Origin of the sequence: Phenylobacterium immobile (ATCC 35973) (assembly GCF_001375595.1) — a bacterium.
GTDB lineage: Bacteria > Pseudomonadota > Alphaproteobacteria > Caulobacterales > Caulobacteraceae > Phenylobacterium > Phenylobacterium immobile.
Map to the genome: position 1 here is coordinate 2,247,163 of NZ_CVJQ01000001.1, position 15,989 is coordinate 2,263,151.

Sequence of the window (15,989 nt, forward strand, 5' to 3'; positions counted from 1 at the left end):
AGTCAGCGCAAGCTCATTCCGCACCATGAGCTTGGCCGCGAACCAAAGCTGTGGCGAACTGGGCCGCGAGCCAACAGAAGAGCGCCAGACCGTGGATTTCATGAAGCTTCTGCGGAGCCTCGAAGAGATTCTCTTCGAGGTCATTTCCTGGCTGGTCTTCTACCCGCTGACGCTGTGGCGGATCCTGACGCGGCCCCTGGCCACCATGCGCTATTCCGATGCCGAACTGACCGCTCACTCGGACGACGACACGGAGTACGACGCGGCGCTGTCGCCGCCCCTGTTGCTGCTGATCACGGTGCTGCTCGTCAACGCCGTCGGTCAGGCTCTGCATCATCAGAGCCTGACCGCTTCGTCGCACCTTATGGGGTTGGTCGAAGCCTCCCCGCAGAACCTGATGCTGTTTCGCGGCCTGGTCTTCAGCCTCATTCCGCTGGTGGCGGCTGTCACCCTCCTGCGGCGCCAGCGTGTGAAGCTCTCGAGGTCGACCCTGAAGCCGCCGTTCTTCGCCCAGTGCTATCTCGCCGCCCCCTGCGCCATCGTCGTCGGCCTGGGCGTCGCGATCTTCCAGCGTCAGGACATTCCCAATGTCTTCGGCGGCGTGCTCATGCTGGCGGGAACCGCGTGGTTCCTGGTGACCCAGACCCGCTGGTTTCGCCAGGAACTCTCTCTGTCATGGCCGCGCGCGGCGTGGACCGCCGTTTGGGCCCTACTCCGAGCGCTATTCTACCTTGAGCTGCTGCTCATTCCTCTTGCCCTGTTCTAAGGGCGGGACGCTCAGGCCTGGAGCGCGGTTTCTGTCGCGTTGATCTCTGTCTCGATCCAGTCGTGACCGGTCTTCATCAATACGCCCTCGATAGCGGTGATGTGAACGCTCAGGCGTTCCCGGATCTCAGGATCGACATCGTCGCGGCCGGCCATCCACTTGGCCACCAGATGCAGGCCGAAGGCGCTGTGCAGGCACAGCTTTTCCAATTGTTCTTGTGAAAGGGTCATGCGCGTCCTCCAGCCCCGACAGGACTAGAATTCGCAACTTTGCACCGGGTTCGCCGAAATCAGTAGCGTTGCTCGACGGCCGTCACGCCCCACTTCGGCGGCGGTGGAACATAGGCGCGAAACGCGTCGATCGCAGCGGCGGTCGTGTCCGCATAGATCAACATCTCGCCGTACGGGCGGGCGAGAAAGCCCTTGTCGCACATCTGTTCGACGGTGGCGCGCAAGGGCTCGTAATAGCCGTTCACATTGACGAAGCCGCAGGGCTTGGAATGGAAGCCGAGCATGGCCCAGGTCCACTGCTCGAACACCTCTTCCAGGGTGCCGGCGCCGCCCGGCAGGCACAGGAAGCCGTCGCCTAGCTCGGCCATGGCCCATTTGCGCTCATGCATGGAGTTGACGACCTTGAGCTCGGTCACGCCGGTGTGGGCGATCTCCTGGCTCACCAGATCGGCCGGCATCACCCCCACCACCTTGCCGCCGGCGGCCAAGGCGGCGTCAGCGACCGCCCCCATCAGCCCGACCTTGCCGCCGCCATAGATGAGGGTCAGCCCCTGCTCGGCGATCAGGGTTCCTGCGCGCACGGCCTCCGCCAGGAAGGCCGGATCGGTCCCGATGGAGGACCCGCAATAGACGCAAATACTGTTCACGCAGGCATGTTGAACCTGCCGGGGCCGGTTGTCGATCATCGCACGATTCAGCGACCGCCCATCACGCGGCTGGCCTAGTCGCAATTCGCCAGCTACATAATTGCAATGCACGCCCAACTCAGGGCTGCTGCGCCGACTCTCGGTGCGATCTTCGACTTCTATCTAGGGCACTCGAATGGCGAGCGGCACGGTCAAGTGGTTCAATACCGCTAAGGGTTTTGGGTTTGTGCAACCGGACGACGGCGGTTCCGACGTCTTCGTCCACATTTCTGCAGTCGAACAGGCGGGCCTTCGTGGCCTGAATGAAGGCGATCAGGTTCAGTACGAGCTGGAGCAGGACCGTCGGTCCGGCAAGCTGTCGGCTGGCCAACTGGTCGTCACCGGCCAGGGTGAAGCGCCTTCGCGTCCGCGCGGCGGCGGCGGCGGTGATCGTGGCGGTTTCGACCGTCCGCGCAGCGGCGGTTTCGATCGTCCGCCGCGTGATTTCGCCCCCCGTGGCGATGCGGCTGGTTCCGGCGCTGGCGTGGTGAAGTGGTTCAACCCCGCCAAGGGCTTCGGCTTCATCCAGCCGGACGGCGGCGGCCAGGATGTGTTTGTGCACATCTCGGCGGTCGAACAAGCTGGCTTGCGTGGTCTGAACGAAGGCCAAACGGTCTCCTTCGACCTCGAGCAGGACCGTCGCAGCGGCAAGACCTCTGCGACCAACCTGCGCGTCACCGGCTAAACACCCGCGACGTCTCTATCGGATAAGGCCCGCGTGCGTCTCTGCGATGCGCGCGGGCTTTGTCATGCCCTGTTGCTTGGGTGCGTTGGCCTAGAACAGGCTGGCCACCAGATTGATTGTCAGGGCCACGATCAGGGTGTTGAAGACGAAGGCCACCAGGCTATGCATCGTGCCGACCCGGCGCAGCGCCTTGCCGGTGAAGCTGATGTCAGCGGTCTGCGACGCCACACCGATCACCACCGAGAAGTGGACGAAATCCCAGTAATCGGGCTCCTCGCCGCCCGGAAAATTCAAGCCGCCGGCGTCGCCGCCGCCCTCGCCCGCGCCGTAGTATTCGTGGGCGTAGTGCAGGGCGAAGATCAGCTGCATCACCGTCCAGGACAACACCACCGTCGCAAAGGCGAAGACCACATGGGCGGCGCGCAGGACGCCGTGATCCACCTTGGCGAAGAATAGCTCATTGGCCACCGCCGCCACGCTCACCGCCGCCGCGGCTGTCATCAGCCCCAGGATCAGACCGCGGCCCTCGTCATCCTGGGCGGCGTTTCGGCGGATCGCATCAGGCTGGCTGAACGCCAGCCTCGGGAGAAGCAGGCCGATGAAGGCGACGCAGGCCACGTCCCAGCCGATGGCGAAAATCGCCGGCGCCTGCAGGCCCGGCCACGCCAGCTTGACCCCCAGTCCTGCGAACAGGCCGAGTCCCAGCGATATCCAAAGCCTGGGCCTTCCCCTTAGCATCGCAGATGGCGTCGGCATCGCGCGAGCCTACCAGGGGAGGCTGAGGGGGGATTCGGGCAACCGCCCGTCAAGGACGTCCTCCAGCAGCATGGCGAGCCGCTGGGGGTAGACGTTGTCCGTCGTCGCCAGCAGCTCCTCACGCGTCCACCAGCGCAGATCGGTGCAGAAATCCTGTTCATGGGCGAGCCAGCCATCTCGGCTCAGCTCGCCGCCGTCGCATCGGGCGACGATGTAGCTTTCCTTGAAGTAGAGGGGCCCTGAGCCCAGGCCGGGGTCGAAGACGCCTTCGCGCAGCCAGATGACGGGTCCGACCTCCGAAGCCTCCAATCCCGTCTCCTCACGCACCTCGCGAACAGCAGCCTCGGCGAGGCTTTCGCCAGGCTCAAGCCCACCGCCAACGGTGAACCAGGCGCCCAGCTCATCCCGGGACGCCCCCGGCAGTCGCCCGCGCATCAGCGCGATGCGCCCCTCAGGGTCCAACAGGACAACACGTGCGCTCGGACGTTCTCGCATCCGGCTCTTCTAGCTGATTTGCCCGCGAGCGCGTACATCCCGGCCCATGACAGTTCAGGTGGCGGTGATCGGCGGCGGGCCGGCCGGGTTGATGGCCGCCGAACAGGCGAGCGCGGCGGGCGCCCAGGTGACGGTCTACGAGCGCATGCCCAGCGTCGGGCGCAAGCTCCTGATGGCTGGTCGCGGCGGGCTGAACCTCACCCATTCCGAGGCCTTGCCGCAATTCCTGCGCCGCTATGGGCCGGCCGAAGACAGGCTTCAGCCCCACATCGACTCGTTCACGCCGGAGGCCTTGACCGCCTGGGCCAAGGGCCTCGGGCAGGAGACCTTCGTCGGCACTAGCGGACGGATATTCCCCAAGGCGCTGAAGGCCTCACCGCTCCTGCGGGCCTGGCTCGCGAGACTCGCCAGCCAAGGCGTCGCCTTCGCCCTCCGCCACGACTGGCGCGGCTGGGAAGGCTCAGCGCTGTGCTTTGAGACCCCGGACGGTCCGCGCCTCGTTGAGGCCGACGCCACCATCCTGGCGCTCGGCGGCGCCAGCTGGCCTCGGCTGGGGGCGACCGGCGCATGGGCCGACCGGCTGCGCGACGAAGGCGTCGCGGTGGCGGCGTTCGCGCCCGCCAACAGCGGCTTCAACATCGCCTGGTCGGACATCTTCCGCGACCGGCACGCCGGTCAGGCGCTGAAGAACGTCATCGTCGGCTTCGAAGGTCGCCGCTCTCGCGGCGACGTCATGGTGACCGGCTACGGCCTGGAGGGCGGCCCGATCTATGCGCTCTCGGCCCACATGCGCGAGGCGCTGGCCGCCGGACGCCCTGCCCTGCTGCACATCGACCTTATGCCGGATCGCAAACTGAGCGCCGTCACCGGACTGCTCGCCCAGGACGACGGCGGCGCCTCGACGCTGACGAACCGCCTGCGCAAGGTGCTGAAGCTGTCGCCGGTGGAGATCAACATCCTGCGCGAAGGCCATGGCGTCGCCCTGCCCACCGCCCCAGGCGCGCTGGCCGGGGCGGTGAAGGATACGACGCTTCGCCTCACCGGCGTCCAGTCGTTGGCCCGCGCCATCTCCACCGCCGGCGGCCTGGAGTTCTCCGAGCTGGATGAGCGCCTGATGTTGCGCCGCCGCCCTGGCGTCTTCGTCGCCGGCGAGATGTTGGATTGGGAAGCCCCCACCGGCGGATACCTCCTGCAGGCCGCCTTCGCGACCGGCCGCGCGGCGGGACAGGCGGCCGCGGACTACGCGAGGGCCTAGCTCGCCTTCTGCAGCTCGTGCTTGACCCTTTCGGCCAGGGTCTTGATGTCGATCGGCTTGGGCAGGAACGAGACGTTGCGCTCGCCCTCCAGCAGGTTCGAGAACTCCGCCTCGGCGTAGCCTGAAATGAACATCACCGGGGCCTCGCCGAGATGGACCCGCGCCTGCTTCAAGAGGTCGGGGCCCTGCATGCCCGGCATCACCACATCGGAGATCATCAGGTCAATTCGGCCCGCATTGGCCTCGGCGATGCCCAGCGCTTCCTCGCCGCTGGCGGCTTCGATCACCTCGTATCCCCGCGCCCGCAGCAGACGAGCGGCGACAATCCGCACGGCGTCTTCATCCTCGACAAACAGGATGCGCCCGGCGCCGGAGAGGTCGCGCGCCTGCGAGCGACGTGGCATGGCCGGGGGCGGCGCGGGCTCGATCATCGCCGGGATATAGACGGGCAGGAATATTCGGAACCGCGCGCCCTCGCCCGGGGCCGAGTCAGCGGCGATCCAGCCATCGGCCTGTTTGACGATGCCGTAGACCGTGGCCAGGCCGAGACCCGTCCCCTCGCCCACCGGCTTGGTCGTGAAAAAGGGCTCGAAAATCTTGTCCAGGACTTCCGCGGCGATGCCCTGTCCGTCATCGGCCACCTCGATCAGCGCCTGATCGCCTTCCGCGTCGGGGTAGCCAAGGGCCTGCGCCTCAGCCGCCGTCAGCCGGGCTGTGCGGATGCGCACGGCGCCGCCGCCGCCGGCCCGCACCGCGTCCCGGGCGTTGACCGCCAAGTTCATAACCGCCGTCTCCAACTGACCGCGGTCGGCCCGCACAAGCGGCAGGTTGCGGCCGTAATCGGTCTCGAGCCGGACGTCCTCGTAAAGGACGCGGCGCAACAGCACCTCGAACTCGCTGATCAGTTCGCCGAGATCGAGAATCTCGCGCTGCACCGTTTGTTTGCGCGAGAAAGCGAGCAGCTTGCGGACGAGATCCGCCGCCCTGAGCGAGGTCTGGCGGATCTCGTTCAGGCCCTCGTAGGACGGATCGCCCACCGGGTGGCGCGTCGACAGCGCGTCGAGCTGCATGAGGATCGCGGTCAGCAGGTTATTGAAGTCGTGCGCCACCCCGCCAGCCAGCTGGCCGATCGCCTGCATCTTCTGGCTCTGCGCCAGCTGCAGTTCGATCTGCTTCTGCCCTGACACATCGACGAGATAGGCCGCCCAGCGGTCGCCTGCGCGGGCGAGATAGAGGTGAGCAGCGCGGGTCGCATCCGCCGCCAACCGAACCTCGACGGGCTGGCCTGGCGCCAGCCGCGCCAGCCGGCCCTGCGCTTCAAGGCGACTGCGCGGCTCGATCAGTTCGCCGAACACCTGGCCGACCTGCCCGCCGCCGGTGGCGTGAGCGAGGGTTGGATTGACCTCGATGATAGTCGCCTCGAAAGGATCGGCGCCTTCCAGCAGCGCCGCGCCAAAGGGCGAGGCCGCGGCGAAGGCGTCGAGGCCCAAGAGCGAGGGCTCGGCGGTCGTCGCCGGCGCCTCAGCCACAGGCGGGCTCCAGTTGGGCAGGCGGACCAGGAAACGACCGGGGGCGGCCAGTGAGACGCTCGCTTCCCGCGCGACGCCGAAGGCGGAAAGCTTGGTCCGTCCCCCATCGCCCCGCCCTGCGGCGGCGAAGGCGGTGAAGAGCGCCGAGGCCTGGCCGCCGGCCGGCAGGCGCGGGCTCTCCCCCATGGCTGCGCGCCAGTGCGCGTTGGAGGCCTCGATCCTGCCATCGGCGGCGGCGAGCGCCGCGGGCTCCGGCAGCGCCTGGATCAGACGCTCGGCCCAGTCCTCGGCCGCGTCGACGTGAGCGCCGCGCAGCACCAGGACGCCCAGGCCGCTGACTCCGGCAAGCCCGCAGATCAACAGCACAAGCCCCGTCGTCACCGGGCCGCCGCCCCAGGCGGCGAACATGCAGAACCCCGCCGCTGCGACGAACAGGATGAGGGCGCCCGCCATGAGTGTGCTGGCGGGCGGCTTGACGGTCATCGCAGTGTCGCCTCGAGCGCTCTGGCGGCCTCCAAGGGCGAGCGCTTGTCAGCATCGCGATCGACGCTGAAGTTCGCCGCCTGCATGGCGCTCACCGGCACCTTCCCGATCAACGGCCTAAGCGCCGCGATCAGCTTCGCGTCCTTCGCCCGCTTCGGCGAAATGAGAATGACGGCGTCGTAGGGCGGGATGGCCTGCTTGGGATCGGACAGAACGACCAGCCTATCAGCCGCGATCCGGCCGTCGGAGGAGAAGGCCGAGATCACGTCGGCGTCGCCGCCGCCCAGGGCGCGGTACATGAAGGTCGGTTGGAAGGACCGCTCAGTCTTGAAATTCAGGCCGTAAGCGCTTTGAATTCCTTTCCATTCTGGTCGCGACAGGAACTCCAGGTCCGCCCCGAAGGTCAGTTGAGGCGCGCGCCGCGCCAGGTCGGCGATCGAGGTGATTCCCAGGCTCTGCGCGCGGTCGCCGCGCATCACCAGGGCATAGGCGTTCTCGAAACCCAGCGAGCCCAGGACCAGCACGCCGTCGCGCTGGGCGAGTTCGGCGGTGAGGCCTTCAAGCACCTGCTGGCGACCAGGATTATCCTTACGCCCCAACACGTTGGCCCAAAGTGTTCCTGAATAGTCGACGTAGGCGTCGATCTCGCCGCTGGCCAGGGCGCGGTAGGCGACCGCAGAGCCGAGATCCTCCTTGCGGGTGACCGTGGCGCCGGTGGCTGTCAGCCGGTCGGCCATCAGTTCGGCGAGGATGTATTGCTCAGAGAAGTTCTTGGCGCCGACAACATAGGTCGCTTGGCCGCCGAAGCTGATCAGGGGCGCGATCGCGACCACCACCCCGGCCGCCAGCCCGCCCAGACCGATCCCGGCGAGCACGCGCCGCCCGCGCTGCATGCCCGCCTCCACCAGACCCAAAAGCTGATCGGCGACCATGGCCAGCGCCGCGGCGGCGGCGCAGCCGAACAGCACGAAGATCCAGTTCTCGGTCTGCAGGCCGGCGAAGATGTAGTTGCCGAGACTCGTCTGGCCGACCGGCGTCGAGAGCGTCGCCGCGCCGATGGTCCAGACCGCCGCAGTCCGCACACCCGCCATGATGACCGGCGCGGCCAGCGGCAGCTCGACCTGCCAGAGCTTCTGGTGCGAGGTCAGGCCCATGCCGTCGGCGGCCTCGCGGACGGCCGGATCGACCCCCAGGATCGCCGCAGCGCCGTTTCGCAGGATCGGCAGCATCGAATAGATGGTGAGCGCCAGCAACGACGGCAGGAAGCCGAGCGCGGAGAACCCATGGCCGATCGTCGCCTTCGCCAGCGTCGAGAGCGCCAGCAGCAGCGGATAGAAGAGCGCCAGCAGCGCCAGGCTGGGAATGGTCTGCACCAGGCCGGCGAGGGCCAGCACCGGCCAGCGCACCGCCGGGCTGCGCGCCGCCAATACCGCGAGCGGCAGGCTGATGGCGATGCCGATGGCGAGCGCGCTGGCGCTCAGAAGGACATGCCATCCGAGATAGTCGGGCAGTAGCGCGAAGGCGGCGGCGATCTGGCCGTTCACGCGGACACTCCTGCGCCTTGCGTCCCAAGCCGCGCCGCCAGCCTCGTCGCCTGCCGACGGGGCGCCTCCAGCAACGCGCGGGCATCCGGATCGGTGGTGGTCGCCAGGAGTACGCCCGGCGCGCCATCGGCGACGATCCGACCGGACTTGAGCACGACGATGCGGTCGGCCAGCAGCACCGCCTCGGCCATGTCGTGTGTGACCATCACCGTCGTCAGGCCCAGCCGCTCATGCAGGGCGCGGTAGTCGTCACCAAGCGCCTCACGGATCAACGGGTCCAGCGCGCCGAAGGGTTCGTCCAGCAGCATGATGGCCGGCTCAGCCGCAAGCGCACGGGCGACACCGATGCGCTGTCGTTGGCCGCCGGACAGTTCCGAAGGCGCGCGGTTAGCCATTTCCTGAGGCAAGGCGACGAGGTCGAGCAGTTCGCCAATCCGGGCCTTGACCCGCCCCGCGTTCCAACCGGCCAGCTTCGGCCCGATCGCCAGGTTCTCGGCGATGGTCATGTGCGGGAAGAGACCCACTTCCTGAAAGGCGTAGCCGATCCGCCGGCGCAGCACGTGGGCCGGAAGGCCCGTCACGTCCTCGCCCAGCACGCGGACCAAGCCCTCGTCCGGCTTGGACAGGCGGTTGATCGACTTCAACAGGGAGGTCTTGCCGCTGCCCGAGCCGCCGACCAGGGCGACGAACTGACCGCGGGGCACTGAGAGGCTCACGCCGTCCAGCGCCGACTGCCGGCCATAGCGCTTGGCGACGCTTTCGAGGTCGATCACAGACTCAGCCATGGTCTAGGATAGATATGCGCCGCCCCCCACGGCAACCCGCGTACGGCGCGAGGCATTTCCCTCCCGCCATCCAGCAAGAGGTTTCAGTCATGCACAAGCTCATCATCGCCGCCGTCAGCGCCGCGCTCCTGGCTGCTCCGGCCGTTGCGCAAACCCCCGCCGCCGCAAAACCCGCGGTCGCCTCGGCGAAGCTCGCCGGCCCGGCCGGCGCCGACCTCGGCATGGTCACCTTCACCGAGGCCCCCAAGGGCGTTCTGTTGAAGATCGAGGCCAAGGGCCTGACCCCCGGCTGGCACGGCTTGCACTTTCACGAGAAGGGCGACTGCTCCAAGGCCGACTTCACCTCGGCCGGCGCCCACGTCCATGGCGCGGACAAGGCCGTGCATGGTCTCCTGAACGCCCAGGCCAACGAGTCGGGCGACCTGCCGAACCTCCACGTCGGCGCTGACGGCATGGGCATGGCCGAGGTCTTCACGACCATGGTTTCGATCAAGGGCGCCGAGGGCCGCGCCACGCTTCTCGACGCAGACGGCTCGGCCGTGGTGGTCCACGCCAGCCCCGACGACCACATGAGCCAGCCGATCGGCGGCGCCGGCGCCCGCGTCGCCTGTGGCGTGGTGAAGTAACAAGCAGGCTGCAGCGCTCCCGCGGAGGGGGCGGTGCTCGCCGGTCAGACGCGTCATCAGCACCTCGCAGCGCTTGCTGAAGCCCGGGCTTTCGTAGAGAGCGATGGCGCCGGTGTTGCTGGCGTAGGCGTGCAGGAGGGCGACGTCGCCGTAGGTCGAAATCAGAGCTGCCAGATCGGCGAAGCTCGTCTCCGACACGTCGTCAGCACGGCGAAATTCGCGCAGGCCGCTCAAGGTCGTGGGCGAGGTCGCCGACTGAACCGGCCATTCGCTGAAGGCCCTGCAGACGATGCACGACCACCTGGCGCAGTTAAAGGCTCAGAGGATCGAGGCGATAGAGGACTAAGCCTGAGCGGATTGCGCTGGCCAGAAGGCTAGGCCCGCCGCCCCGCGGCGCCGGCGTTGCTCACGCCGAGGGCTGACATGGCCGCCTTGACGATGCCTTCGGCGTCGAGACCGGCCTGGGCGTACATGACCTCGGGCTTGTCCTGGTCCTGGAAGATGTCCGGAAGGGTCAGGGTCCGGACCTTCAGGCCGCGATCCAGCGCGCCGTGCTCGGCCAGCGCCTGCAGCACAAAGCCGCCGAAGCCGCCGATCGCGCCTTCCTCAACGGTGATCAGCGCCTCGTGGTGGCGCGCCAATTGCAGCAGCAACTCGATATCCAGCGGCTTGGCGAAGCGGGCGTCGGCGACGGTGGCCGACAGGCCGCGGGCGGCCAACAGGTCGGCGGCCTTCAGGGCCTCGCCGAGACGCGCGCCGAAGGAGACGATGGCCACGGCCGAGCCCTCGCGGACGATGCGGCCCTTGCCGATCTCCAGGGGCTCGGGGTTCAGCGGGATTTCGACGCCCAGGCCCTCGCCGCGGGGATAACGGAAGGCGCTCGGCCGGTCGTCGATCGCTGCGGCGGTGACCACCATGCGCGCCAGTTCCGCCTCGTCGCCCGCCGCCATCAGCACCATGCCGGGCAGCGCGCCCATGAAGCCGATGTCGAACGAGCCGGCGTGGGTCGCGCCATCGGCGCCGACGAGTCCCGCCCGGTCCATGGCGAAGCGCACCGGCAGGCGCTGGATCGCCACGTCGTGGACGACCTGATCGTATCCGCGCTGCAGGAAGGTCGAGTAGATCGTGCAGAACGGCTTCATGCCGTCCGCGGCGAGCCCGGCGGCGAAAGTCACCGCGTGCTGCTCGGCGATGCCGACGTCATAGGTGCGGTCGGGGAACCGTTGGCCGAACAAGTCCAGCCCTGTGCCCGAGGGCATGGCCGCAGTGATGGCGCAGATCTTGTCGTCGCGTTCGGCGGCGGCGATCAGGGCGTCCGCATAAACCCGCGTGTAGCCGGGCGACACGGCGACGGCCTTGGCTTGCTGGCCGGTCACCACGTCGAAACGGGCGACGGCGTGCAGCTTGTCGGCGGCTTCTTCGGCGGGGCCATAGCCCTTGCCCTTGTGGGTGACCACATGGACCAGGACCGGGCGGTCCTTGATCTTGCGGGCGTTCTGCAGGACCGCGACCAGCGCCTCCATGTCGTGCCCGTCGATCGGCCCCACATAGTAGAAGCCCAACTCTTCGAAGAAGGTCCCCCCGGTCACCATCCCGCGGGCGAATTCCTCGGCCTTGCGGGCGGCCTCCTGCAGCGGCTTGGGCAACGCCTTCGAGGCGGCCTTGGCGGCGCGGCGTATCGAGCGGTAACCGCCGCCGGAAACCAGCCTCGCCATATAGGCGCTCATCCCGCCCACCGGCGGGGCGATCGACATGTCGTTGTCGTTGAGGATCACCGTCAGCTGGCCGGTGGTCTCGCAGGCGTTGTTCATGGCCTCGTAGGCCATGCCGGCGCTCATCGAGCCGTCGCCGATCACGGCGACGACGCTGTTGTCATCCTCCTTGGCGTCACGCGCCGCGCAGAAGCCGAGCGCGGCCGAGATCGAGGTCGCCGCGTGCGCCGCGCCGAAGGGGTCGTATTCGCTCTCGGACCGCTTGGTGAAGCCTGACAGGCCGCCGCCCTGACGCAGGGTGCGGATGCGATCGCGCCGGCCGGTCAGGATTTTGTGCGGATAGGCCTGGTGGCCGACATCCCAGATCAGGATGTCGCGCGGCGTCTCATAGACGTGGTGCAGGGCGACCGTCAGTTCGACCACGCCCAGTCCAGCGCCCAGATGCCCGCCGGTGCTGGACACCGCATCGATCGTCTCGGCCCGCAACTCATCGGCCAACTGGCGCAACTCGGCGACCGACAGCTGACGCGTGTCGGCGGGGGTGGCGATACGATCGAGAAGCGGGGTGTCGGGCATGAAAAACGCGAAGACTGGTGATGCGGCTCAGGCGCGCCGGCTTATCACGAAATCAGCGGTCTCCCGCAGGAAATCGGCCGCCGGACCGAACGGCTCCAGGTGAACCTTCACCTGCTGGGCGATGATGTTCAGCCGCTGGCGCGCCGCCCCGGCCCCCAGCAGGGTGACAAAATTGGCCTTGCCGGCCTCGGCGTCCTTGCCGATCCGCTTGCCCATGTCGGCCTCGTCGCCCTCGAGATCGAGGAGGTCGTCGACGATCTGATAGGCCAGACCGATATCCTGGGCGAAGCCCATCAGGCCTTCGTGCTCAACCTCGTTAAGACCGGCCAGAGCCGCCGGCAGTTCGAAAGAGGCTGCGATCAGGGCCCCTGTCTTCATCCGCTGCATCCGCGCGACCGTGCCGAGGTCGTCGTTGACACCCAAAAGGTCGATCATCTGTCCGCCGCACATGCCCTGCGCCCCGGCCGCACGAGCCAGCTTCACCACCAATTCGGCGCGGATCACCGCGTCGTCGCAGGTGTCGGGGTGGCCGAGAATCTCGAACGCCACGCTCTGCAGGGCGTCGCCAGCCAGGATGGCGGTCGCTTCGTCATAGGCCTTGTGCGTCGTCGGCCGGCCACGACGCAGATCGTCGTCGTCCATCGCCGGCAGGTCATCGTGGATCAGACTGTAGGCGTGGATGCATTCGACGGCGCAGGCGACCCGCAGGACCGAGCGCTCATCCAGGTCGAACATCCTGCCCGTCTCCAGAGCGAAGAACGGGCGCAACCGCTTGCCGGGCGCCAACGCCGCATAGCGCATGGCCTCCATCAGCCGGGTTTCGGGCCCGTCGGCGCGCGGCAACAATTCGTCCAGCGCCACGGTCACCAGGTCGGCGTCACGCGACAACCGCGCTTCGACGCTCGACGCGACAAGGTGGGGCATCAGTCGAACTCGGCCGGCTCGGCGGACGGGCCGCCCGCACCCATAACGATCTTCTCGACCCGCAGCCGCGCCGCCTCCAGCCGCGTCTCGCAATGGCGCTTCAGGACCGCGCCGCGCTCGTACATGCGGATCGAGTCCTCCAGGGGCGCCTGACCGGATTCCAGACGGGCGACGATCTGCTCCAGCTCGGCCAGAGCCTGCTCGAAGGTCAGGGTCTCGATATCGACGGGTTCGGACAAGGGCGCATCCTCAGGGGTCGCGGCGAACCTAGTGCGCGTCTGGACGAAGTGAAAGGCGGTTAGCCGCCAACCGTTCGCCAAATCGCCCAGGGTCTGCGCCCAGCACCGCGGCGGCGGCGGCCCGGGCGACCAGAGGCGCGAGCAGCCAACCGTTACGCCGGGCGCCCACCGCCAGGATGACGCGAGGGTCTGAGGCGGTGCCCACGAGCGGCAGACCGTCGGCGGTCGCCGCCCGTACCCCCGCCAACAGTTCGCGCGGCGCCGCGGCGATCCGTGGGAAAAGCTGCGCGCCCGCCGCCGCCAGCGGTGCGGCGCGCGCCGGATCGGCCGCAGGATCAGCGACCCCCGCCTCCATCGTCGCGCCGACCCGCAATCCACCGACGGAGGGCGCCGCGTAGACGCCCTCGCCGCGAACCACCACCTGCCGCGGCGTCGGAAGGTCGACCTGCAGGATATGACCCTTGATCGGCTCCAGGGCGCGAAGCTGCGGCGCCAGGTCGGCCAGGCCCTGGGCCACGCCCGTGGCGACCACCAGCCGGTCGGCGCCCTCCATCCCCGTCGCAGCGGCCCGTCGGAAAATCACCCCGGCCGCCTGCGCGGCAGCGCGCAGGGCGGCGATGGCCGCAGCGGGCTCCAAGCGCCAGTCCTCCCGCGTCATCAGGCCGGTTCGAAGGCTTTCCAGCAGGCCGGGGGCCAGCCGCCCCGCCGGGACTTCGCTAGGGTGCAGCCCCAGCCGCGTCATCGACGCCGCCACCGCGTCGAGCCAGTCGACAGAGCCCACCGCCATGGCGCCGGCGCGATCGATGTCGACACCCGCGCGAGCCGCCAGCGCCGGCCAGAGGTCACGCGCCGCGAGCAGCAGGCCGAAATGCGGCCGCGCCTCGACGTCCAGCACAGCCTCGAACACCGGGGCGATCATGCCGGCGGCGACGCCAGAGGCCCCTGACGTCGCAGGCGCCGGATCGAAGACGGTGACGTCGCAGCCGGCGTCAGCCAGCGCCAGGGCGGTCGCCAGGCCGAACACGCCCGCGCCGGCGACCGTTACTTTCAAGCCCTGTGTCATGGCGCTAACCACAGCGTCAGGGCGCGAAAATCAAGTGGAAGCCTGCGCCCGCTGCGACCGATGCTCCAACGTCCAGCCCTGGTGCCACTCCGGCTCGCCCGCGAACCGCTGGGCCAGGAAGTCGACGAAGGCGCGCACCTTCGCCGCCAGATGGCGGGCGTGCGGATAGACCGCATGCACATGGATCACCGCCGGCTCATAACCGCACAACAGCGGGACCAGCCGGCCGGCCTTCAGGTCATCGGCCGCGACAAAGGCCGGCGTGCGCACGATCCCCAGACCCGCCCGCCCCGCGCTGACACAGGCGTCCGGGCTGGAGAAGCGCAGCCGGCCGTCCACCCGCACATAGACGCAGGCCGTCGCCTGGCCAAAATCCCATTGGAAGGGGTCGCGCAGGTTAAGGTCGATGATCGTTTCGTGAAGGCCAAGCTCATAGGGGGTCTTTGGCTCGCCGTGTTTGGCCAGATAATCCGGAGAGGCGCAGGTCACCATCCGAACGGCGGCCAGCTTGCGCGCAATCAGCGACGAATCCGTGAGACGGCCGATGCGCACGGCCACATCCATCCCCTCATCCACAAGATTGACCATCCGATCGGTGAAGCTGACCTCCAGGCCGACCGCCGGATAGAGCGCGGCGAATTCCAGTAACGCCGCTTGAAGCTGCCGCTCTCCGAACGACACCGGGGCGGAAATCTTGAGCGAGCCGGAGGGACCCTCCTGGTCGCGGATCGAAGCCTCCAGGGCCGTGAAGTCCTCCAGCAGCGCCTTAGCCCGCTCCAGATAGGCGCGCCCGGTGTCGGTCAGGGAAACGTCGCGTGTCGTCCGGTTCAGAAGACGCGCGCCCAGCCGGTCCTCCAGCCGCGCCACCAGCTTGGAGATCTGGGCGCCGGAGACCCCAAGCCGGCGAGCGCCCTGCGTGAAGCTCCGCGCATCGGCGACAGCGGCGAAGGCGGTCATTTCGTCCAGACGGTCCACGGTCATTCTTTCCAGTTCGGAATGATAATTCCACCTCAGCGCGGGATTATCAACGCGGGAGTTTAAGCCCACCTAGGCCTCACATTCAGGGGAATACAGTTATGAGCCAGAACCGCACCGTCGCCGTCATTGTCGGCAGCCTCTCCAAGGACTCCGTCAACCGCAAGGTGGCCAAGGCTATCGCCGCGCTGGCGCCGGCCAACCTTACCTTCACCGAAGTCGCCATCGGCGACCTCGCCTTCTACAACCCCGACATCGAATCCGAGGCCCCCGCGCCCTGGACCACCTTCCGCGAGGCCATCAAGGCCGCCGACGCGGTGCTGGTGGTGACGCCGGAATACAACCGCACGATGACGGCTGTGCTCAAGAACGCCATCGATGTCGGATCACGGCCCTGGGGGCACAGCATCTGGGCCGGCAAGCCTGGCGCGATCGTCTCAGCCTCTCCCGGCGGCGTCGGCGGCTTCGGCGCCAATCACAACGCCCGTCAGGCGCTCGGCGCGCTCGGCGTCGCCATCCTGCCTTTCGAAGCCTATGTCGGCGCGGCCCATACCCTCTTCAACGAGGCGGGCGAGTTGACCAACGACGCCAGCAAGGCCTTCCTCGGCGAGCTTGGCCTGAAGTTCGCCGACTGGATCGAACGCAACGCCGCGAAGTAAG

General features: G+C 68.1%; 17 protein-coding genes and 1 pseudogene. 6 read left to right on the top strand and 12 right to left on the bottom strand.

Going from position 1 to position 15,989, the window contains the following annotated elements:
• Positions 1-100: 100 nt before the first annotated feature.
• A complete protein-coding gene (locus BN1313_RS11030) occupies positions 101-766 on the top strand; it encodes a permease (RefSeq protein ID WP_176695978.1) in 666 nt (221 codons plus the stop codon).
• Positions 767-777: 11 nt separating this feature from the next.
• On the opposite strand, the gene BN1313_RS11035 is transcribed toward BN1313_RS11030, so the two are convergent.
• Together BN1313_RS11035 and BN1313_RS11040 are read right to left on the bottom strand one after the other, a co-directional pair.
• The gene (locus tag BN1313_RS11035; RefSeq protein WP_091740369.1) at positions 778-996 is read right to left on the bottom strand and encodes a hypothetical protein; all 219 of its coding nucleotides are present in this window, start codon (positions 994-996) and stop codon (positions 778-780) included.
• Positions 997-1,055: 59 nt separating this feature from the next.
• A complete protein-coding gene (locus BN1313_RS11040; protein ID WP_091740372.1) occupies positions 1,056-1,682 on the bottom strand; it encodes an LOG family protein in 627 nt (208 codons plus the stop codon).
• A gap of 136 nt (positions 1,683-1,818) precedes the next feature.
• On the opposite strand from BN1313_RS11040, the pseudogene BN1313_RS16890 reads away from it, so the two are divergent.
• Positions 1,819-2,016 (top strand): annotated as a pseudogene (locus BN1313_RS16890) (cold-shock protein); the annotation flags it as partial.
• A gap of 150 nt (positions 2,017-2,166) precedes the next feature.
• Positions 2,167-2,367, top strand: a complete 201-nt coding sequence (locus BN1313_RS16895) for a cold-shock protein (RefSeq protein ID WP_245620231.1) — start codon at positions 2,167-2,169, stop codon at positions 2,365-2,367.
• Positions 2,368-2,457: 90 nt separating this feature from the next.
• Here the strand turns inward: BN1313_RS16895 and BN1313_RS11050 are convergent, their stop codons facing one another.
• Both BN1313_RS11050 and BN1313_RS11055 read right to left on the bottom strand, forming a co-directional pair.
• The gene (locus tag BN1313_RS11050; RefSeq protein WP_091740377.1) at positions 2,458-3,123 is read right to left on the bottom strand and encodes a DUF1345 domain-containing protein; all 666 of its coding nucleotides are present in this window, start codon (positions 3,121-3,123) and stop codon (positions 2,458-2,460) included.
• 9 nt (positions 3,124-3,132) lie between these two features.
• Complete coding sequence (locus BN1313_RS11055; RefSeq protein WP_091740380.1) at positions 3,133-3,618, bottom strand: NUDIX hydrolase; 486 nt, start codon at positions 3,616-3,618, stop codon at positions 3,133-3,135.
• A 46-nt stretch (positions 3,619-3,664) separates the two neighbouring features.
• Between BN1313_RS11055 and BN1313_RS11060 the strand changes: the two genes are divergently transcribed.
• Positions 3,665-4,873, top strand: coding sequence for a TIGR03862 family flavoprotein (locus tag BN1313_RS11060; protein ID WP_091740383.1), 1,209 nt, complete (start codon positions 3,665-3,667; stop codon positions 4,871-4,873).
• Here BN1313_RS11060 and cckA read toward each other — a convergent pair.
• From cckA to BN1313_RS11075, 3 genes are read right to left on the bottom strand one after another with little or no spacing between them, the layout of a single operon-like run.
• Positions 4,870-6,885: a cell cycle histidine kinase CckA gene (gene cckA / locus BN1313_RS11065; RefSeq protein ID WP_091740386.1), complete on the bottom strand. Its 2,016-nt coding sequence runs from the start codon at positions 6,883-6,885 to the stop codon at positions 4,870-4,872. The two genes, BN1313_RS11060 and cckA, sit on opposite strands and share 4 nt — an antisense overlap.
• Positions 6,882-8,429 (bottom strand): glycine betaine ABC transporter substrate-binding protein, encoded by a 1,548-nt coding sequence (locus BN1313_RS11070; protein WP_091740389.1) that lies wholly within the window; start codon positions 8,427-8,429, stop codon positions 6,882-6,884. Before BN1313_RS11070 ends, cckA begins: the two co-directional genes overlap by 4 nt.
• Positions 8,426-9,214, bottom strand: a complete 789-nt coding sequence (locus tag BN1313_RS11075; RefSeq protein WP_091740392.1) for an ATP-binding cassette domain-containing protein — start codon at positions 9,212-9,214, stop codon at positions 8,426-8,428. Before BN1313_RS11075 ends, BN1313_RS11070 begins: the two co-directional genes overlap by 4 nt.
• Positions 9,215-9,303: 89 nt before the next feature.
• Between BN1313_RS11075 and BN1313_RS11080 the strand changes: the two genes are divergently transcribed.
• On the top strand, positions 9,304-9,840 hold the full coding sequence (locus tag BN1313_RS11080) for a superoxide dismutase family protein (protein WP_091740395.1): 537 nt from the start codon (positions 9,304-9,306) through the stop codon (positions 9,838-9,840).
• Between the two features lie 374 nt (positions 9,841-10,214).
• On the opposite strand, the gene dxs is transcribed toward BN1313_RS11080, so the two are convergent.
• The 5 genes from dxs to BN1313_RS11105 are packed head-to-tail and all read right to left on the bottom strand — an operon-like array spanning position 10,215 to position 15,335.
• Positions 10,215-12,128, bottom strand: coding sequence for a 1-deoxy-D-xylulose-5-phosphate synthase (gene dxs / locus BN1313_RS11085; protein ID WP_091740397.1), 1,914 nt, complete (start codon positions 12,126-12,128; stop codon positions 10,215-10,217).
• Between the two features lie 27 nt (positions 12,129-12,155).
• Positions 12,156-13,052 carry a polyprenyl synthetase family protein gene (locus tag BN1313_RS11090; RefSeq protein ID WP_091740399.1) on the bottom strand — a complete coding sequence of 299 codons (897 nt, stop codon included), beginning with the start codon at positions 13,050-13,052 and terminating at the stop codon, positions 12,156-12,158.
• Positions 13,052-13,291, bottom strand: a complete 240-nt coding sequence (locus tag BN1313_RS11095; protein ID WP_091740402.1) for an exodeoxyribonuclease VII small subunit — start codon at positions 13,289-13,291, stop codon at positions 13,052-13,054. The genes BN1313_RS11090 and BN1313_RS11095 overlap by 1 nt, the downstream gene beginning before the upstream one ends.
• Positions 13,292-13,319: 28 nt before the next feature.
• A complete protein-coding gene (locus BN1313_RS11100) occupies positions 13,320-14,342 on the bottom strand; it encodes an NAD(P)/FAD-dependent oxidoreductase (RefSeq protein ID WP_245620168.1) in 1,023 nt (340 codons plus the stop codon).
• Between the two features lie 42 nt (positions 14,343-14,384).
• Positions 14,385-15,335, bottom strand: coding sequence for a LysR family transcriptional regulator (locus tag BN1313_RS11105; protein ID WP_245620169.1), 951 nt, complete (start codon positions 15,333-15,335; stop codon positions 14,385-14,387).
• Positions 15,336-15,430: 95 nt separating this feature from the next.
• Between BN1313_RS11105 and BN1313_RS11110 the strand changes: the two genes are divergently transcribed.
• Entirely contained in the window at positions 15,431-15,988 is a 558-nt protein-coding gene (locus BN1313_RS11110) for an NADPH-dependent FMN reductase (RefSeq protein ID WP_091740408.1), read from the top strand.
• Position 15,989 lies beyond the last annotated feature (1 nt).